Below are 16,275 nucleotides of genomic sequence, written 5' to 3' on the forward strand. Positions count from 1 at the left end.
GACAACCCTCCTCGTATGCAAGGATTTCGCGTGCCCGCCGAGCAGCGCACCGTGGCCCCGCCGATCGTCCCGAGTCTGACCGCCAGCCCTGGCAAGCCGTACCGTCGACGCAATCTCGCCGTGCTGGCCGCCCTGCCGGCGGCCTGGCTGCTGCCGCTCGCCGCGGTCGCCCTCGACGCCCGCTGGGTATTGCCCCCACTGGTGCTGCTCGCCACCGCGAGCCTGCTGCGCGGCGGCCGTACCCTGCTCGACCGGCTGTTGCTGGCCACCATCCTGCTGGTCTGCCTCACCACCGCGGCCGGTCTGATCTTCGCGGTCTGGCCCTGGGGGATGAACCCGGTGGCGGTCAGCGGCACCGCCCTCACCGCCCTCGTGCTGACCGCCCTGATCACCGGACGGCGTCCCATCCTGCCGCGCCCGGCCTGGGCCGACCTGCTGCCCGTCATCGGCACCGCCGGGCTGCTCTGGTATCTCGCCCAACCCCTGCTGCGCGCCGGCGACCTGGGCGGTCGACTGAGCATCCTCAACCGCGGTGAGGACTACCTGCGGCACCTGAGCCTGGTCGACGTCATCGGTCGGCACGGCGGCTACCTCTTCGTCGACCCCGCCGCCGTCCGCGACGACCTGTTCTCCGCACTCGTGCACTACCCGCAGGGCTGGCACCTGCTCGTCGCCCTGCTCGACGGCCACCGCACCCCGCCCGGCGGTGGGCCGGCCGGCGCGGCCGCCGTGGAGCCGTTCCTCTGGTGGAACTTCGCCACCTTCGGGCTGCTGGTCCTCGTCCTGCTCTGGGCCGCACAGCGGCTCCCCGGCCCGCTGCACCCACTGAGCCGCCTGGTGCTGACCGTCGTGGTCGGCGCACTCGTGCTCGGCAGCCAGATGCCCCGGATGCTGGTGTCCGGATACCCCACCGAGACGCTCGGACTGACCCTCACCATCGTGCTCGCCGCGCTCTTCGCCCGGCCGGTGGCCGCGCCCCGGGAACACTTCCTGCTGCTCGGTGCCCTGCTCGTCGGCATCGGCTACACCTACTACCTGTTCCTGCCCGCCGCCGTCATCCTCGTCCTCGGGGCGCTGCTGGCACGGCGGCGCGAAGTACGCCGACTGCCCGGCACCACGCTCGTCGTCGGCCTGGCCACCGCCGTGCTCGCCCCGGTGCCGATCCTGCTCGGCGTGCTCCGTGCCAACCAGACCGAGTCGCTGGCCGCCACCGTCGGGCCGGACCTGACCGAGACCTGGCTCGCCCTCGGCGGCCTCGGCGTGTTCGTGGTGCCCGCCCTGCTGGTGCACGCGGTACGGCGCGGGCGGGCCGATCCGGCCTGGCGGCGCTGGCTGTTCGCGCTGCTGGTAAGCGTGGCGCTCACCCTGGCCATCGGTCAGGCCAGCATCAGCGTCGGTGGTCAGGCCGGCTACTACTTCAACAAGGCCGGTCACCTCACCACCGTGCTGCTCATCATCGGCACCGCCGCGGTGGTGCGGCTGCTGCCGGTGCCGACCCGGGGCCGCCCGGCGCGTACGGCCGTGGCCGGTCTCACCGCCGTCACGGTCGCCGTCGCCACCGTCTGGTTCGCCGGGGTCACCGGCGGGCAGCGCAGCCTGCTCGTGGTCACCCCGCAGAGCTGGGCGCAGCGCTGGATCCACCAGGACGTCGACCGGCCCGGCCGGGCCGCCGCCGTGTGCGAGCAGGTCCACCAGCGCTATCCGGCCGTCGACGGCGTCACCACGCTCATCCTCGACCGTCGGCCGTACCAGTCCTACCTGGCCAACATCTGCGTCTCCACGATGCAGGGCACCACCGCCCGGACCGAGGCCGGCATCTACGAGATGGTCTTCACCGAACCGGGCCGGACCTGGCAGATGCTGCACCGCGTGCCCGGTGAGATCCGGCTGGTGGTGGTTACCGACGGGGCCCGGGTACGGACCAACAGGATCCTGCGGGCCGTGCCTGAGCTGGCCGACCGGGTGCACATGGAGACGATGATCATTGATGATCCGCCGAGCTGATCCGCGCGACTTGCGACGCACCGACCACCACGGCAGGCCCCCGTGCGCTCACATGCCGACTACGCTCGACTGTGACGGGGATCGGTCGGGCAAGCGAAGCGGGTAGGTCGATGAGCGTAAGACGGATCATGGGCACCGAAGTCGAGTACGGCATCTCCGTGCCCGGTCAGGCCGGGGCCAACCCGATGGTCACCTCGTCCCAGGTGGTGAACGCCTACGGCGCCCGCCCGGAACTGAACCGGGGCGGTCGGGCGCGCTGGGACTACGAGGAGGAATCGCCACTGCGCGACGCCCGGGGCTTCACCTACTCCGGTGCGGTGTACGACCCGGCCGAGGCGCTCGCCGACGATGATCTCGGGCTGGCCAACGTCATTCTCACCAACGGGGCTCGGCTCTACGTGGACCACGCCCACCCCGAATACTCCACTCCGGAGGTCACCAACCCGCGTGACGTGGTCCGCTGGGACAAGGCGGGGGAGCGGGTGATGGCGGAGGCGGCGCGTCGGGCCGCCACCATTCCCGGCACCGCACCGATCCACCTCTACAAGAACAACACCGACAACAAGGGCGCCAGCTACGGCGCCCACGAGAACTACCTGATGCGCCGGCAGACGCCGTTCGCCGACATCGTGGCGTACCTGACCCCGTTCTTCGTGACCCGTCAGATCGTCTGCGGTGCCGGTCGGGTCGGCATCGGGCAGGACGGCGGCCAGAACGGCTTCCAGATCTCCCAGCGTGCCGACTTCTTCGAGGTCGAGGTGGGGCTGGAGACCACCCTGAAGCGGCCGATCATCAACACCCGGGACGAGCCGCACGCCGACGCCGACAAGTACCGCCGGCTGCACGTCATCATCGGCGACGCCAACCTCTCGGAGATCTCCACGTACCTCAAGGTCGGCACCACCGCGCTGATCCTGACGATGATCGAGGAGAAGGCGCTCGGCTCGGACCTCGGCATCGCCGACCCGGTCGGTGAACTGCGCGCCGTCAGCCACGACCCGTCGCTGACCCACCGGATGCGGTTGCGCGACGGCCGTCGGCTCACCGCGCTGGACGTGCAGTGGGCCTACCTGGAGCGGGTACGCGCCTTCGTCGAGGACCGCTACGGCAGCGACGTCGACGAACAGACCGCCGACGTGCTGGACCGCTGGGAGTCCGTGCTGGACCGTCTCGGCCGCGACGTGATGCTCTGCGCCGACGAACTCGACTGGGTGGCCAAGCTGCGGTTGCTGGAGGGCTACCGGGAGCGGGAGAAGCTCGCCTGGGGTTCGCACAAGCTGCAACTGGTCGACCTGCAGTACTCCGACGTACGCCCGGAGAAGGGGCTTTACCACCGGCTGGTCTCCCGGGGCGCGATGAAGACGCTGCTCAGCGACGAGGAGAGCCGCTCGGCGATGACCCAGCCGCCGGAGGACACCCGCGCCTACTTCCGGGGCCGCTGCCTGGCGCAGTACGCCTCCGAGGTGGTCGCCGCCAGCTGGGACTCGGTCATCTTCGACGTCGGCCGGGAGTCGCTGGTGCGGGTGCCGATGATGGAGCCGGAGCGCGGCACCAGGGCGCATGTCGGGGCGTTGTTCGACAGGTGCGCCAGCGCCAAGGACCTGCTGGAGAGCCTGACCGGCGGCTGAGTGGCCGGTGGTCGGTTGTCGCCGCGTGCGGTTTCCGTACCGGCGCGTGTGAGTGATTCGTCGCTCCCGCGAGGTAAGTTCATCGCAGGGAGATCGTGGAGGAGGCAACAGTGGCCACTCGTGACAGCGGCGGTCAGTCGCAGTCGGGCAAGTCCCGCCAGGGCGAAGAGGTCGAGGACGTCACCGTCGAGGCGAACCCGGAGGTCGCCGAGCGGCACGCCGAGATCACCGAGGACGTCGACGACCTGCTCGACGAGATCGACTCCGTCCTTGAGGAGAACGCCGAAGAGTTCGTGAGGGGGTATGTCCAGAAAGGGGGAGAGTGAGGCATATGTCCGACTCTCCGCCTGGGATGGACAAGACCTGCCCGCAGTGCCAGCGTTCGTTGCCGCGAACGGAGTTTCACCGTAACCGCCGCCGTGTGGACGGTCTTGCCTATTACTGCAAGGCGTGCGCGACCACCCGGTCGGAGGCCAGCCGACGCAAGCGTGGCGTTGCTCCGGCGCGACGATCGGCGGTACCGGTGGGACAGGGCCTGAAGTGGTGTCCCGACTGCGAGCGGATCAAGTCGCTGGACGATTTTCCGAGCACCAGCCGGAAGGCCAGCGGCCGGCACAGCTACTGCAAGCCCTGCCACAACGCGCGAGGCAAGGAGACCGCTCAGCGGCTCTACGGTGGGACCCGCGAGTACCACCTGCGGCGTCGCTACGGCATCGGGCAGGCGGAGTTCGACGAGCTGTTGGCCGAGCAGGGTGGGGTTTGCGGGGTGTGCGGTGACCCCGATCCGGAACATGTGGACCACGATCATGCCACCGGGTGGGTGCGCGGGATACTCTGCTTCAACTGCAACGGTGGTCTTGGCCAGTTCCGTGACAGTCCTACGAGGCTGGCCAGGGCCATCACGTATCTGAGAGGAACCACGTGGCAGCGGGTTTTGATCCATCCGGGCGTCTACCAGATGTGTTCACCAACGCGGGGACGTCCTCCTTCACGTCGTTTCTGAGCAAGGTGGCCCCCGAGATGCTGCCCGGCCGCCGGCCGCTGCCCCCGGGTATGGCCGCCGACCTGGCCCCACACGCCACCACGATCGTGGCCATCTCCGCAGCCGGTGGCGTCGTGATGGCCGGCGACCGGCGGGCCACCATGGGCAACCTGATCGCCCAGCGGGACATCGAGAAGGTGCACCCGGCCGACGCGTACTCGCTGGTGGGCATCGCCGGCACCGCCGGCATCGGCATCGAGCTGATGCGACTGTTCCAGGTGGAGCTGGAGCACTACGAGAAGATCGAGGGCGCCATGCTCTCGCTCGACGGCAAGGCCAATCGCCTCGCCTCGATGATCCGGGGCAACCTCGGTGCCGCGATGCAGGGGCTGGCGGTGATCCCGCTGTTCGCCGGGTTCGACCTGGCCGCCAAGGACCCGGCCCGGGCCGGTCGGATCTTCAGCTTCGACGTCACCGGCGGCCCCTACGAGGAGACCGGCTACGACGCGATCGGCTCGGGTTCGCTGTTCGCCCGGTCGGCGTTGAAGAAGCGGTTCCGGGCCGGCCTGTCGATCAACGACGCGGTGCGGCTGGCGGTGGAGGCGCTCTACGACGCCGCCGACGACGACACCGCCACCGGTGGCCCGGACCTGACCCGGCGGATCTACCCGGTGGTGATGACCGCGACGGCGGAGGGGACGCACCGGCTGACCGACGCGGAGACGTCGGCGATCGCCGAGAGCGTCGTCGCCGGCCGGATGGAAAACCCGGGCGGCTGAGCCGGTCCCGCAATCCCACCTGATCGCAGTTGCCCAGCACAGCGCCTGAAGGAGAGCCGCCGCCGTGGCCATGCAGTTCTACGCCTCGCCCGAACAGATCATGCGCGACCGTTCCGAGCTGGCCCGCAAGGGCATCGCCCGGGGCCGCAGCGCGGTGGTCCTGAGCTACGCCGGTGGGGTCCTCTTCGTTGCGGAGAATCTCTCCAGCACCCTGCACAAGGTCAGTGAGATCTACGACCGCATCGGGTTCGCCGCGGTCGGCAAGTACAACGAGTTCGAGAACCTGCGCCGCGCCGGGGTGCGGATGGCCGACCTGAACGGTCTCAGCTACGACCGGCGCGACGTCACCGGTCTGGCCCTGGCCAACGCGTACGCGCAGACCCTCGGTGCCATCTTCACCGAGCAATCGAAGCCGTTCGAGGTGGAGATCTGTGTGGCCGAGGTGGGGGCCACGCCGGAGGAGGACTCGCTGTACCGGCTCACCTACGACGGTTCGGTCAACGACGAGCCCGGCCGGATGGCGATGGGTGGCCAGTCCGAGGCGATCGCCGGGGTGCTGAAGTCGCACCACCGGCCGGACATGTCGCTCGGCGACGCGGTGAAGGTGGCAGTGCAGGCGCTGAGCAGCGTCGGTGGTGAGGGTGGTGCCGCCCGGACGATCGCCGCCAACCAGCTGGAGGTGGCGGTCCTGGACCGCAGCCGGGTGGGGCGTACCTTCCGGCGGATCACCGGCGCGGCGCTGACCGCGCTGCTCGACGGCAGCGCGGCGGGTGAGGCCGCCGACGAGGACCGGGCGAAGACCCCGACCACGCCGACCGAGGAGGCCCACAAGCCGACCACCTCGGCGGGCTCGGCTGACCTGGAGGACAAGCCCGGCAACCCGTCCGAAGCCTGACCCCACCCGGTCCGGCCGACCCGACTCGGCCCGACCACGTTCTGCGCGGCGCTCGGCAGCTTTCCGCTGCCGAGCGCCGCATCCGTTGTCGGCCCACCTGCCCGGCGCAACACCCACCGAGATGGCGTACGCCCGACCCGATCCTCCACGAGTTTCGACTCGGCCCTCCGCGCGCTGATGCACGGACTGCGCCGGCTCGAGGGTGAGCGGGCCGGGGTGGGCCGGGCTGGGTCAGGGGCGGGCGAGCAGGGGGCGGACCAGGGCCCACCAGGCGGCGGCGATCGCGTTGAACACGCCCATGCCGGGTGGGGCGTCCACGTTCGACGGTGCCACCCGGGCGGTGATCAGGTGGGCGAGGGCGCCGTCGCCGACCGTGCGTTCGGACTGGAGTTGGCGGCGGCGGGTGCGTACCCAGTTGCGGTGCCGCCACAGCCAGGACCAGCCGCGTACCTTCTGCCGGCCCCAACCGCCGGCGAGGGCCGCGGCGAGCATGGCGGCCTCGGTGAGCAGCAGCATCGGCGCCAGCAGCGCCAGGGTCCGTCCCTGGTACGCGGTGAGCAGGGTGATCAGCCGGTTGCGTTCTACCAGGTAGAGCTTGAGGGCGTTGCGGGAGAACTCGTAGTGGTGGCGGACCACCGCGTCGGGCACGTACTCCAGCCGTAGGCCACGTTGCCACAGCCGGAGGCTGAGTTCGGTGTCCTCGTGGTAGGCGAAGTACTCGGCGGCGAAGCCGCCCAACTCCTCCCAGCGTTCCCGGCTGATCATGAAGCAGCAGCCGCTGAGCGACGGTACGGCGGTGCGGCGCGCGTGGGCGGTGGCCGGCTCGCCGTTGCCGCCGGCCCAGGACAGGCCGGTGAAGTGCAGCGGGTTGCCGGAGGTGTTGATCAGTTCGGGGTTGTCGGCGAGCCGGATGGAGGCCATCGCGGCGCCCACGCCGGGCTCGGCGGCCACCGCGGTGACCTTGGCGAGCGCGTCGGGGGCGACCACCGCGTCGGAGTTGACGAAGGCCAGCCAGTCGCCGCCGGCCTCGGCGGCACCGAGGTTGCAGCCGCCGGAGAATCCGGTGTTCTGCTCCGGGCGGATCACCCGTACGCCGGGCAGGCCCTTGACCACGTCGATGCCGTCGCTGGTGCATCCGTTGTCGACGACGATGAGTTCCACGTCGACGCCGGTGCTGGCCAGCACCGCCTGCGCGGCGTCGACCAGCCAGGGTTCGGGGCCGTAGGCGAGCATCACCGCGGTCACTCGGGCCGGGCTCATCGGACACCTCCGGGAGCGGTCGCGGGCAACGTGACCGCGACGGGTGGGTTCGGGTCGGACTGACGACGGCGGCGCAGCAGGGCGAGCATGACGGCGGTGACCACCACCGAGCCCACGGTGTAGCCGAGTTCGACCCGCAGGGCGACGGACAGCGGGGCCAGGGTCGCGGCGGCCAGCGCGGCGACGCCGAGGGTCCAGGCTGCCGCCTGGGCGCGGTGCCGGTCGCGGGCCAGCAGCGCCTGGCCGAGCACCATCGCCCACAGGTACGCCAGGGTGGCCACGGCGAGCCAGGCGAAGTCGCCGCGGCCGAGGACCGCAGGCGCGTCGAAGAGGGCGTGTACGAGCCACGGCCCGAGCAGCACGGTCAGCACACCGCCACCGACGCCCAGGGCGGTGACGACCGCCAGGGCGCGTCGCAGCAGACCGCCGAAGGCCGCCTCGTCGTCGGTGGCGGCGGCGGTGGACAGGCCGGGCAGCAGCGCGGCCTGCATCGAGCCGAAGACGAACAGCGGGATGCGGACCAGCACCAGCGCCGACAGCAGCGCGCCGGCGGTGGCGACGTCGTCCGGGGCCAGCAGCCGTACGTTGATCACACCGACGTTGACCACGACCTGCGACAACAGGCTGGAGACGGTGAGCAGTGCCAGTCCGCGCAGCAGCGGCGGCCAGGGCATCGGCGTCCCACCCCCGACGGCGCGAGCCACCGGCGGGGCGGTGAGGGCGACCGCCAGCAGCGGCGCGGCGACCAGCACGAGGGCGTACGCCACAGGAGAGTCGACTCCGGCTGCGGCGAGGGCGGCGACCCCGCCGATGCGCAGCCCGCCGTCGAGCCCGAGTTGGCTGCCGTACCAGGTGAACTGGCCCAGCCCGGCGAGCACCCCACGGGTGGTGTGCGCCAGCGCCAGGGCGACAAGCGCGCCGACCAGGGTGGCCACCATGGCGCGGTCGCCGTCGAAGAGGCGTTCGGCGAGGGTGTCCGTGGCGGCGGTGACGGCCAGGACGAGCAGGGTGAGCACGGCGGCGGCGACGGTCGCGCCCCGCGCCAGCACCGGCCCCGGTGGCAGGTCGCGGGTACGCCGGGCGGCGACCAGCCGGGCGACCTCCTGCTCGACCGGCAGGAACACGCCGATGCCGACGGTGAAGACGATCGACCAGAGCACCGACAGCGACGAGTAGTCACCGGGAGTGAGGGTGTGCCCGGCCACGGCGAGATGCACGTACGAGGCCAGCCCCACCAGGGCCAGCCCGGCCCCGACGGGGACGGTGCCGGGTGGGACGAGGCGGAGCAGTCGGCGGATCACCGGCGGATGAGCGCCAGGGTGAGGACCGCCAGCGCCCGCCCGAGGTAGATCATCGCCTTGGCGGGGGAGTGGCTGGGGGTGCCGGCCATCCGCCGCCGCATCGCCACCGGGACCTGCTGGATGCGGTAGCCGCGGCGGGCGGCGTGCACGAGCGTCTCGACCGTGTCGCCGAGGTACTCCGCCGGGTACCAGCGGGCGAACATCTCGATCATGCGGCGGTTGGCGGCGCGGAACCCGGAGGTGGTGTCGGTCAGGGTGGTGCCGGCCAGGCCGGACAGCACCATCGACAGCATGCCCATCGCCCAGCGGCGCGGCCCGCGTACGGCGTAGTCGCCCTCCCCGGCGAACCGGGCCCCGATGACCAGGTCGTAGTCGTCGAGCAGGTCCACCAGCTTCGGCACGTACCGGGGGTCGTGCTGCCCGTCGGCGTCGATCTGCACCGCGACGTCGTAGTCGTGGTCGTGGGCGTAGCGGTAGCCCAGCCGCATCGCCCCGCCGACACCGAGGTTGTACGGCAGCCGGGCGACGCGGGCACCGGCGGCGACGGCGACGGCGGCCGTACGGTCGGCCGATCCGTCGTCGACGACAAGCACGTCCACGCCGGGCAGTTCGCCCCGGATCTCGCGGACCACGTCGGCGATCGAGCCGGCCTCGTTGAGCGCCGGGATGATGACGAGCAGTCGTTTGCCGTTAACCATCGCGGCCCACCAGTTCCTGCTGCTGCGTCCGTTCCGCCCGGTCGGCCTCGACCTCGGCACGGAGCAGGGCGAACTCCTCGGCCAGCGTCCGGGTCTCCTCCTCCAGGGCGCTGACCTCCCAGCTGAGGTGGATGCAGACCAGCAGGAGGAAGACGATGCCGAGGAAGAGCACCAGACTGACGCCGGAGGCGACGCCGACCAGGTCGGCGACGCCGTCGAGCAGTCGGGGGAACAGCGACAGCGGGATCACCACGAACAGCAGCCCGAGCCAGAGCATGCCGTACTTCTCCCGCAGTTGCCGCCGGCGCAACAGCTCGACGATCGTGGCCAGCAGGACGAGTCCGGTCAGGCCGGTGACCAGGGTGAGCTTCATGCGACCTTCCACGGGGAGGGTGGAGCGGCGGGGGTGAACGCTTCGGTGAGCGTGGTGTGCCAGTCCGGCAGGGGGGACAGGCCGGCTTCGGCCCATCGGCCGTGCCGCAGCACACTGTACGCCGGTCGCGGTGCCGGACGCGGAAACCGACTGCTGGTGGTGGGTCGGATCCGGTCGGGGTCGAGCCCGTGCAGGGCGAACACCGCCCGGGCCAGGCCGTACCAGGTGGTCTCGCCGGAGCAGGTGCCGTGCCAGACGCCGGGCCGGGCCCGACCGTCCCGGGCCGCCTCGGCGAGCCTGACCAACTGCTCCGCCAGCGCGTACGACCAGGTGGGTTGGCCGCGCTGGTCGTCGACGACGTCGAGGAAGTCGCGCTGTTGCGCCAGGCCGAGCATGGTGGTGACGAAGTTGCGGCCGTGGGTGCCGTACAGCCAGGCGGTGCGCACCACGTGGCCGCGGTCGGGCAGCAGCCGGCGCACGGCCTGTTCTCCGGCGAGCTTGCTGCGACCGTACGCGTTGACCGGGGCTGTCGGCGCGTCCTCCGGGTAGGGGGTGTCGGCGTCACCGGCGAAGACGTAGTCGGTGGAGACGTGCAGCAGGTACGCGCCGTGCGCGGCGCAGGCGGTGGCGAGGTGGGCCACGGCGGCACCGTTGACCGCGGTCGCCGCCGCCTCGTCCTGCTCGGCCCGGTCGACGTCGGTCCACGCGGCGGCGTTGAGCACCACGTCGTGACCGGCCACCGCGTCGGCGACGGCGGTCGCGTCGGTGACGTCGAGCTGGGTGCGGGTGACGGCCGTCGCCGTGTGTTCGGGATGACCGGCGAGCACCTCGACGGCGTCCCGCCCGAGCATCCCGCCGGCACCGGTCACCAGGAATCTCATGCGGCCGCCGCCTTCCGCAGCGGCTCCCACCAGGAGCGGTTGTCGCGGTACCAGTCGACGGTGCTGGCGAGCCCGTCGTCGAGACCGACGGTGGGCGCGTACCCGAGCTCCTTGCTGATCTTGCTGATGTCCAGCGAGTAGCGGCGGTCGTGGCCCTTGCGGTCGGCGACCAGGGTGACCCGGTCCCAGTCTGCGCCGCAGGCTTGCAGCAGCCGGCCGGTCAGCTCCTTGTTGGTCAACTCTGTGCCGCCGCCGATGTGATAGACCTCGCCGGCTCGTCCGCCCTGCTGGACCATTGCCACGCCCCGACAGTGGTCGTGCACGTGCAGCCAGTCCCGCACGTTGCCGCCGTCGCCGTACAGCGGCACGGTGCGGCCGTCGAGCAGGTTGGTCACGAACAGCGGAATGACCTTCTCCGGGTACTGGTAGGGGCCGTAGTTGTTGGAGCAGCGGGTCACCACCACGTCCATGCCGTGGGTGCGGTGGTAGGCCAGGGCGAGCAGGTCGGAGCCGGCCTTCGAGGCCGAGTACGGCGAGTTCGGCGCCAACGGCCAGTCCTCGGTCCACGAGCCCTCGGCGATCGAGCCGTACACCTCGTCGGTGGAGACGTGCACGAACCGACGCACCCCGTGCCGCAGCGCGGCGTCGAGCAGCGTCTGCGTGCCCAGCACGTTGGTGCAGACGAACGGCCCGGCGCCGGAGATCGAACGGTCGACGTGCGACTCGGCGGCGAAATGCACGATGACGTCTTGCCCCGCGACGACCTCGTCGACAACCTCGGCGTGACGGATGTCACCGTGGACGAATTCCAATCGGGGGTCGTCGGCCACCGGCGCGAGGTTGGCTCGGTTGCCCGAGTAGGTGAGCGCGTCGAGCACCGTCACCCGGGACGGCTGGATCGGGGGCACCCCCTCGGCGCTGCCTCCGGGCGCGCCCAGCAGCATGCGCACGTACTCCGAACCGATGAAGCCGGCGCCGCCGGTGACCAGGATCCTCACGGGTCCGGAAGTCTACGCGAAACGCCCGCATTCGCCTGCGCTCGCGCCCGCGTGCCGGTTGCCCGAGCTGTCGGTACGCTCCCCGGGTGCGTGGAATATTGCTTGCCGGTGGGACCGGATCGCGGCTCTGGCCGATCACCCGGGCGGTGTCGAAGCAGCTGATGCCGGTCTTCGACAAGCCGATGATCTACTACCCGCTCTCCACTCTGGTGATGTCCGGGGTGCGCGAGATCCTGGTGATCACCACGCCGGAGGAGCAGGCGCAGTTCCGGCGCCTGCTCGGCGACGGCAGCCAGTTCGGGCTGCGGCTGGAGTACGTCGCCCAGCCCCGGCCGGAGGGCATCGCCCAGGCGTTCGTGCTCGGCGCGGACTTCATCGGCGACGAGAGCGTGGCGCTGATCCTCGGCGACAACATCTTCCACGGCGTCGGTCTCGGTCGACAGCTCGCCGCCGCCGGTGACCCGGTCGGCGGACGGATCTTCGCCTATCCGGTGGCGAACCCGCAGGAGTACGGGGTGGTGCACTTCGCCCCGGACGGCCGGGTGCTGTCGATCGAGGAGAAGCCGGACAAGCCCCGATCCCGGTACGCGGTGCCCGGCCTGTACTTCTACGACAACCGGGTGGTGGAGATCGCGCGTGGCCTCACTCCCAGCAACCGTGGCGAGTTGGAGATCACCGCGGTCAACGAGGCGTACCGCCGCTGGGGTGAGCTGTCGGTGACCGTCCTGGACCGGGGTACCGCGTGGCTGGACACCGGCACCTTCACCTCGCTGATGCAGGCCGCCGAGTTCGTCCGGGTGATCGAGGAACGGCAGGGTATGAAGATCGGCTGTATCGAGGAGGTCGTCTGGCGGGCCGGGCTCATCGACGACGACCAGTTGCGGGCCCTGGCCGAGCCGCTGACCAAGAGCGGGTACGGCGACTACCTGCTCGACCTGCTCGCCGGTGAGCGCCACGAGCTGATCAGCCCGGGAGAGGTGCGATGAAGCTGCGACAGTTGGGCATCGAGGGCGCCTGGGAGATCACGCCACAGCAGCACGGTGACTCCCGAGGACTCTTCCTGGAGTGGTACCGCTTCGACCGGCTCGCCGAGGAGGTCGGTCATCCGCTGCGGCTGGCCCAGGGCAACCTGTCGGTTTCCGCCCGCCACGTGGTGCGCGGCATCCACTTCGCCGACGTGCCACCCGGCCAGGCGAAGTACGTGACGTGTGTGCGCGGCGCGGTCCTGGACGTGGTGGTGGACCTGCGGGTCGGCTCGCCCACCTTCGGCCAGTGGGAGAGCGTGCGCCTCGACGACGTGGACCGGCGGGCGGTCTACCTCGCCGAAGGGCTCGGCCACGGCTTCTGCGCGCTGACCGACGACGCCACCCTGAGCTACCTCTGCTCGACCACCTACAACCCGACGGCCGAACATGCGGTGCACCCGCTGGACGAGGAGCTGGGCATCGAGTGGCCGACCGGCACACCGCTGCTGTCCGCCCGCGACGCCGCCGCGCCGCGCCTGGCCCAGGTGCGCGCGGCAGGGCTGCTGCCGGAGTACGAAACGTGCCGACGGCACGCCGCCGAGCTGGACGCCGAGACGCCCGGCGGGTGCTGACGTCGCGAATGCGGCAAGCGTACGTGTCACGACAGTGACGAATCGGGGCTCCGTACGGCTAATGTCTCATCATGGAACGGCGAATCTTCGGTCTGGAGACCGAGTACGGCGTCACCTGCACCTACCGCGGACAGCGCAGGCTGTCCCCCGACGAGGTAGCCCGGTACCTCTTCCGCCGGGTCGTGTCCTGGGGCCGGTCGAGCAACGTCTTCCTGCGTAACGGCGCTCGGCTCTACCTGGACGTCGGCTCGCACCCGGAGTACGCCACCCCGGAATGCGACTCCGTCATCGACCTGGTGGCCCATGACCGGGCCGGTGAGCGCATCCTGGAGGGGCTGCTCATCGACGCGGAGAAGCGGCTGCACGACGAGGGCATCGCGGGCGAGATCTACCTGTTCAAGAACAACACCGACTCGGCCGGCAACTCGTACGGCTGCCACGAGAACTACCTGGTCTCCCGGCACGGGGAGTTCGGCCGGCTGGCCGACGTGTTGATCCCGTTCCTGGTCACCCGGCAGTTGATCTGTGGTGCGGGCAAGGTGCTGCAGACTCCACGCGGCGCGGTGTACTGCCTGTCGCAGCGCGCCGAGCACATCTGGGAGGGGGTCTCCTCGGCCACCACCCGCAGCCGTCCGATCATCAACACCCGCGACGAGCCGCACGCCGACGCCGAGCGGTACCGCCGGCTGCACGTCATCGTCGGCGACTCCAACATGAACGAGGTCACCACGCTGCTGAAGGTCGGCAGCGCCGACATCGTGCTGCGGATGATCGAGGCCGGGGTGGTGATGCGCGACCTCACCCTGGAGAACCCGATCCGGGCCATCCGGGAGGTGTCGCACGACATCACCGGCCGGCGGAAGGTGCGACTGGCCTCGGGCAAGGAGATCAGCGCCCTGGAGATCCAGCAGGAATACCTGGCCAAGGCGACCGAGTTCGTCGAGCGCCGCGGCGGCGACCAGACCGCCAAGCGGGTGGTCGAGCTGTGGGGCCGGGTGCTGCGGGCGGTGGAGACCGGCGACCTGGAACCGGTCTCCCGGGAGATCGACTGGGTGACCAAGCTGCGGCTGATCGAGCGCTACCAGCGCAAGCACGACCTGCCGCTGTCGCACGCCCGGGTGGCGCAGATGGACCTTGCCTACCACGACCTGCGCCGGGGTCGGGGCCTCTACGCCCTGTTGGAACGGCGCGGCGACGTGGATCGGGTGGCCACGGACCCGGAGATCTTCGAGGCGAAGGAGACGCCGCCGCAGACCACCCGGGCGCGGCTGCGTGGGGAGTTCATCCGGCACGCCCAGGAGAAGCGGCGGGACTTCACCGTCGACTGGGTGCACCTGAAGCTCAACGACCAGGCGCAGCGCACCGTGCTCTGCAAGGACCCGTTCCGGGCGTACGACGAGCGGGTCGAGCGGCTGATCGCCAGCATGTGACCGGCTGCACCGGGCCCGTCCGCTCCGGACGGGCCCGGGTACGCTGGCCGGACCATGTTGCCTTCCGAACCTCCCACCCCCGGCGCCCAGCGGCAGGGCTGGCTCGAACGCCGCCGCGACAAGGTCCGCGCCGAGATCGAGCGCAATCGCCGAGGCGAGCACACCGTCCCGACCTGGGTGCTGGCGGCAGCGCTGGCACTGATCGTCGGCGCCTGGCTCGCCTTGATCATCCTCGCCTGAGGCGTAAGGAAGGGCACCTTGTTAACGCCTGCGGTAGAGCAGGGGCCCCCTTTTAACGCGTACGCCCGGTCAGCTCAGGCTGTGCCGCTGCCGAGCAGGCGGGCGGCGTGCCGACCGGCCGCGGCGGCGGCCAGGAAGTAGGCGTGATCGGCGTCGAGCCCGCGGCCCATCGTCGACAGCGGCACCGGACTGCGCCGCAACGCGGCGTCCAACCCGGCGGTGTCCACCCGCAGCACGGTGTGCCGGTCGGCGAGCGGCACCAGCGCGGCGTCGACCTCGGCGGCCAGCGCCGGGTCCAGACCGTCGGGAACCACCAGCTCCGCGCGGGCCAGCGCCACCCGGCCGTACGCGGTCAGGCTGTGATGCGACACGCCACGGTGCCTCGGCCGCGGGTCGGCGTCGGAGATGCGCAGCGAGCCCACCGGCCGGCCGCCCAGCGTGGCGACCGCGTTGACCGCCTCACCCACCGCCACGCCGGAGAAACCCCACCGGGTACCGGTGCCGAGGTTTCCCGGGCCCTGCGCCACCACCGCCACGTCGGCGTGCAGCACGTGCCGGGCGGCGAGCAGGCCGCTGTGCAGCGTCGACGCTTCCAGGTCACCGCCGAACGCCTGCCCGACGCTGATCGTGCCGACCAACTCGTCGCGCAGGGCGGACAGCGTCCGGGAGAACCAGGCGGGCAGCGCCCCACCGTCGGTGAGCAGGTACGCCACCCGGGCCTGCGGGGCGTCAGCGCGGATGCCGGCGAGGATGGCCGGCAGCGCCGAGTGCAGGTCGGCGGTCACCACCGGCAGGCCGTCCAGATCCTCGGCGGTGGCCAGCACCTCGTGATGCGGTGACGCCTCCTCGTCGACGCCGAGCAGGATCGGCTGCAACGGGGTGTACCGGGCTTTCACCAGATGGCCGGCGTCGCGACTGTCGAGCGCCTGCGGCGGATCCGGCGGCAGCCGGTCCGGTACCGCCACGACCAGGGCGTACCCGCCGGTGCCCAACCCCATCAGCAGCGCCCCGGCGTTGAGCAGCACCCGGTCGCCCACCTCCGGCACGCCCACCAGCTCCGGGTACGCCAACGCCCGCATCGACGTCCCGTCGACGAGCGTGACATCCAGCTCCACGGCACCCACCCACCGCCGCCGTACCCCCGCCACCGTCCCCACCTGCGACGAGACGGGGATCTCCTGGCAACTCGCCCAGGGCTGGTCCGCCCCG

The 16,275-nt window shown here is 71.2% G+C and carries 17 protein-coding genes; 10 read left to right on the forward strand and 7 right to left on the reverse strand.

The genetic code is table 11. From position 1 onward, the window contains the following. Window positions 1-30 precede the first annotated feature (30 nt). The 6 genes from C1A38_RS23080 to prcA all read left to right on the forward strand — a co-directional run bounded on the left by C1A38_RS23080 (window position 31) and on the right by prcA (window position 6,288). Window positions 31-2,004, forward strand: a complete 1,974-nt coding sequence (locus C1A38_RS23080) for a hypothetical protein (RefSeq protein WP_102659829.1) — start codon at window positions 31-33, stop codon at window positions 2,002-2,004. 110 nt (window positions 2,005-2,114) lie between these two features. Continuing rightward, window positions 2,115-3,632: a depupylase/deamidase Dop gene (dop, locus tag C1A38_RS23085; protein ID WP_102659830.1), complete on the forward strand. Its 1,518-nt coding sequence runs from the start codon at window positions 2,115-2,117 to the stop codon at window positions 3,630-3,632. Between the two features lie 110 nt (window positions 3,633-3,742). Further along, window positions 3,743-3,958, forward strand: coding sequence for a ubiquitin-like protein Pup (locus C1A38_RS23090; protein ID WP_092380345.1), 216 nt, complete (start codon window positions 3,743-3,745; stop codon window positions 3,956-3,958). Window positions 3,959-3,984: 26 nt separating this feature from the next. Next, window positions 3,985-4,635 (forward strand): endonuclease VII domain-containing protein, encoded by a 651-nt coding sequence (locus C1A38_RS23095; RefSeq protein WP_233196978.1) that lies wholly within the window; start codon window positions 3,985-3,987, stop codon window positions 4,633-4,635. Then, complete coding sequence (gene prcB, locus C1A38_RS23100; RefSeq protein ID WP_199180297.1) at window positions 4,554-5,393, forward strand: proteasome subunit beta; 840 nt, start codon at window positions 4,554-4,556, stop codon at window positions 5,391-5,393. Before C1A38_RS23095 ends, prcB begins: the two co-directional genes overlap by 82 nt. A 64-nt stretch (window positions 5,394-5,457) precedes the next feature. Next, entirely contained in the window at window positions 5,458-6,288 is an 831-nt protein-coding gene (prcA, locus tag C1A38_RS23105) for a proteasome subunit alpha (protein ID WP_102659833.1), read from the forward strand. 231 nt (window positions 6,289-6,519) lie between these two features. Here prcA and C1A38_RS23110 read toward each other — a convergent pair whose 3' ends face one another. Genes C1A38_RS23110 through rfbB form a run of 6 tightly spaced genes read right to left on the reverse strand, consistent with a single transcriptional unit; the run spans window position 6,520 to window position 11,799 of the window. Continuing rightward, a complete protein-coding gene (locus tag C1A38_RS23110; RefSeq protein ID WP_102659834.1) occupies window positions 6,520-7,548 on the reverse strand; it encodes a glycosyltransferase family 2 protein in 1,029 nt (342 codons plus the stop codon). Then, window positions 7,545-8,849, reverse strand: coding sequence for a lipopolysaccharide biosynthesis protein (locus C1A38_RS23115; RefSeq protein WP_102659835.1), 1,305 nt, complete (start codon window positions 8,847-8,849; stop codon window positions 7,545-7,547). Before C1A38_RS23115 ends, C1A38_RS23110 begins: the two co-directional genes overlap by 4 nt. After that, window positions 8,846-9,547 carry a glycosyltransferase family 2 protein gene (locus C1A38_RS23120; protein ID WP_102659836.1) on the reverse strand — a complete coding sequence of 234 codons (702 nt, stop codon included), beginning with the start codon at window positions 9,545-9,547 and terminating at the stop codon, window positions 8,846-8,848. The genes C1A38_RS23115 and C1A38_RS23120 overlap by 4 nt, the downstream gene beginning before the upstream one ends. Continuing rightward, a complete protein-coding gene (locus C1A38_RS23125) occupies window positions 9,540-9,920 on the reverse strand; it encodes a DUF2304 domain-containing protein (RefSeq protein WP_102659845.1) in 381 nt (126 codons plus the stop codon). Before C1A38_RS23125 ends, C1A38_RS23120 begins: the two co-directional genes overlap by 8 nt. Further along, window positions 9,917-10,801: a dTDP-4-dehydrorhamnose reductase gene (rfbD, locus tag C1A38_RS23130; RefSeq protein WP_102659846.1), complete on the reverse strand. Its 885-nt coding sequence runs from the start codon at window positions 10,799-10,801 to the stop codon at window positions 9,917-9,919. Before rfbD ends, C1A38_RS23125 begins: the two co-directional genes overlap by 4 nt. Further along, window positions 10,798-11,799 (reverse strand): dTDP-glucose 4,6-dehydratase, encoded by a 1,002-nt coding sequence (rfbB, locus tag C1A38_RS23135; RefSeq protein ID WP_102659837.1) that lies wholly within the window; start codon window positions 11,797-11,799, stop codon window positions 10,798-10,800. The genes rfbD and rfbB overlap by 4 nt, the downstream gene beginning before the upstream one ends. A gap of 86 nt (window positions 11,800-11,885) precedes the next feature. On the opposite strand from rfbB, the gene rfbA reads away from it, so the two are divergent. From rfbA to C1A38_RS23155, 4 genes are all read left to right on the forward strand, one after another. Then, window positions 11,886-12,785, forward strand: coding sequence for a glucose-1-phosphate thymidylyltransferase RfbA (rfbA, locus tag C1A38_RS23140; RefSeq protein ID WP_102659838.1), 900 nt, complete (start codon window positions 11,886-11,888; stop codon window positions 12,783-12,785). Beyond that, window positions 12,782-13,396: a dTDP-4-dehydrorhamnose 3,5-epimerase family protein gene (locus C1A38_RS23145; RefSeq protein ID WP_102659839.1), complete on the forward strand. Its 615-nt coding sequence runs from the start codon at window positions 12,782-12,784 to the stop codon at window positions 13,394-13,396. The genes rfbA and C1A38_RS23145 overlap by 4 nt, the downstream gene beginning before the upstream one ends. A 71-nt stretch (window positions 13,397-13,467) precedes the next feature. After that, the gene (gene pafA / locus C1A38_RS23150; protein WP_102659840.1) at window positions 13,468-14,826 is read left to right on the forward strand and encodes a Pup--protein ligase; all 1,359 of its coding nucleotides are present in this window, start codon (window positions 13,468-13,470) and stop codon (window positions 14,824-14,826) included. 54 nt (window positions 14,827-14,880) lie between these two features. Then, window positions 14,881-15,066: a hypothetical protein gene (locus C1A38_RS23155; protein WP_102659841.1), complete on the forward strand. Its 186-nt coding sequence runs from the start codon at window positions 14,881-14,883 to the stop codon at window positions 15,064-15,066. Between the two features lie 74 nt (window positions 15,067-15,140). Here C1A38_RS23155 and C1A38_RS23160 read toward each other — a convergent pair whose 3' ends face one another. Continuing rightward, window positions 15,141-16,223: a DUF3866 family protein gene (locus C1A38_RS23160; protein ID WP_502696950.1), complete on the reverse strand. Its 1,083-nt coding sequence runs from the start codon at window positions 16,221-16,223 to the stop codon at window positions 15,141-15,143. Between the last annotated feature and the right edge of the window lie 52 nt (window positions 16,224-16,275).

The organism is Verrucosispora sp. ts21, assembly GCF_002879555.1.
In the GTDB taxonomy this organism is placed as follows: domain Bacteria; phylum Actinomycetota; class Actinomycetes; order Mycobacteriales; family Micromonosporaceae; genus Micromonospora; species Micromonospora gifhornensis.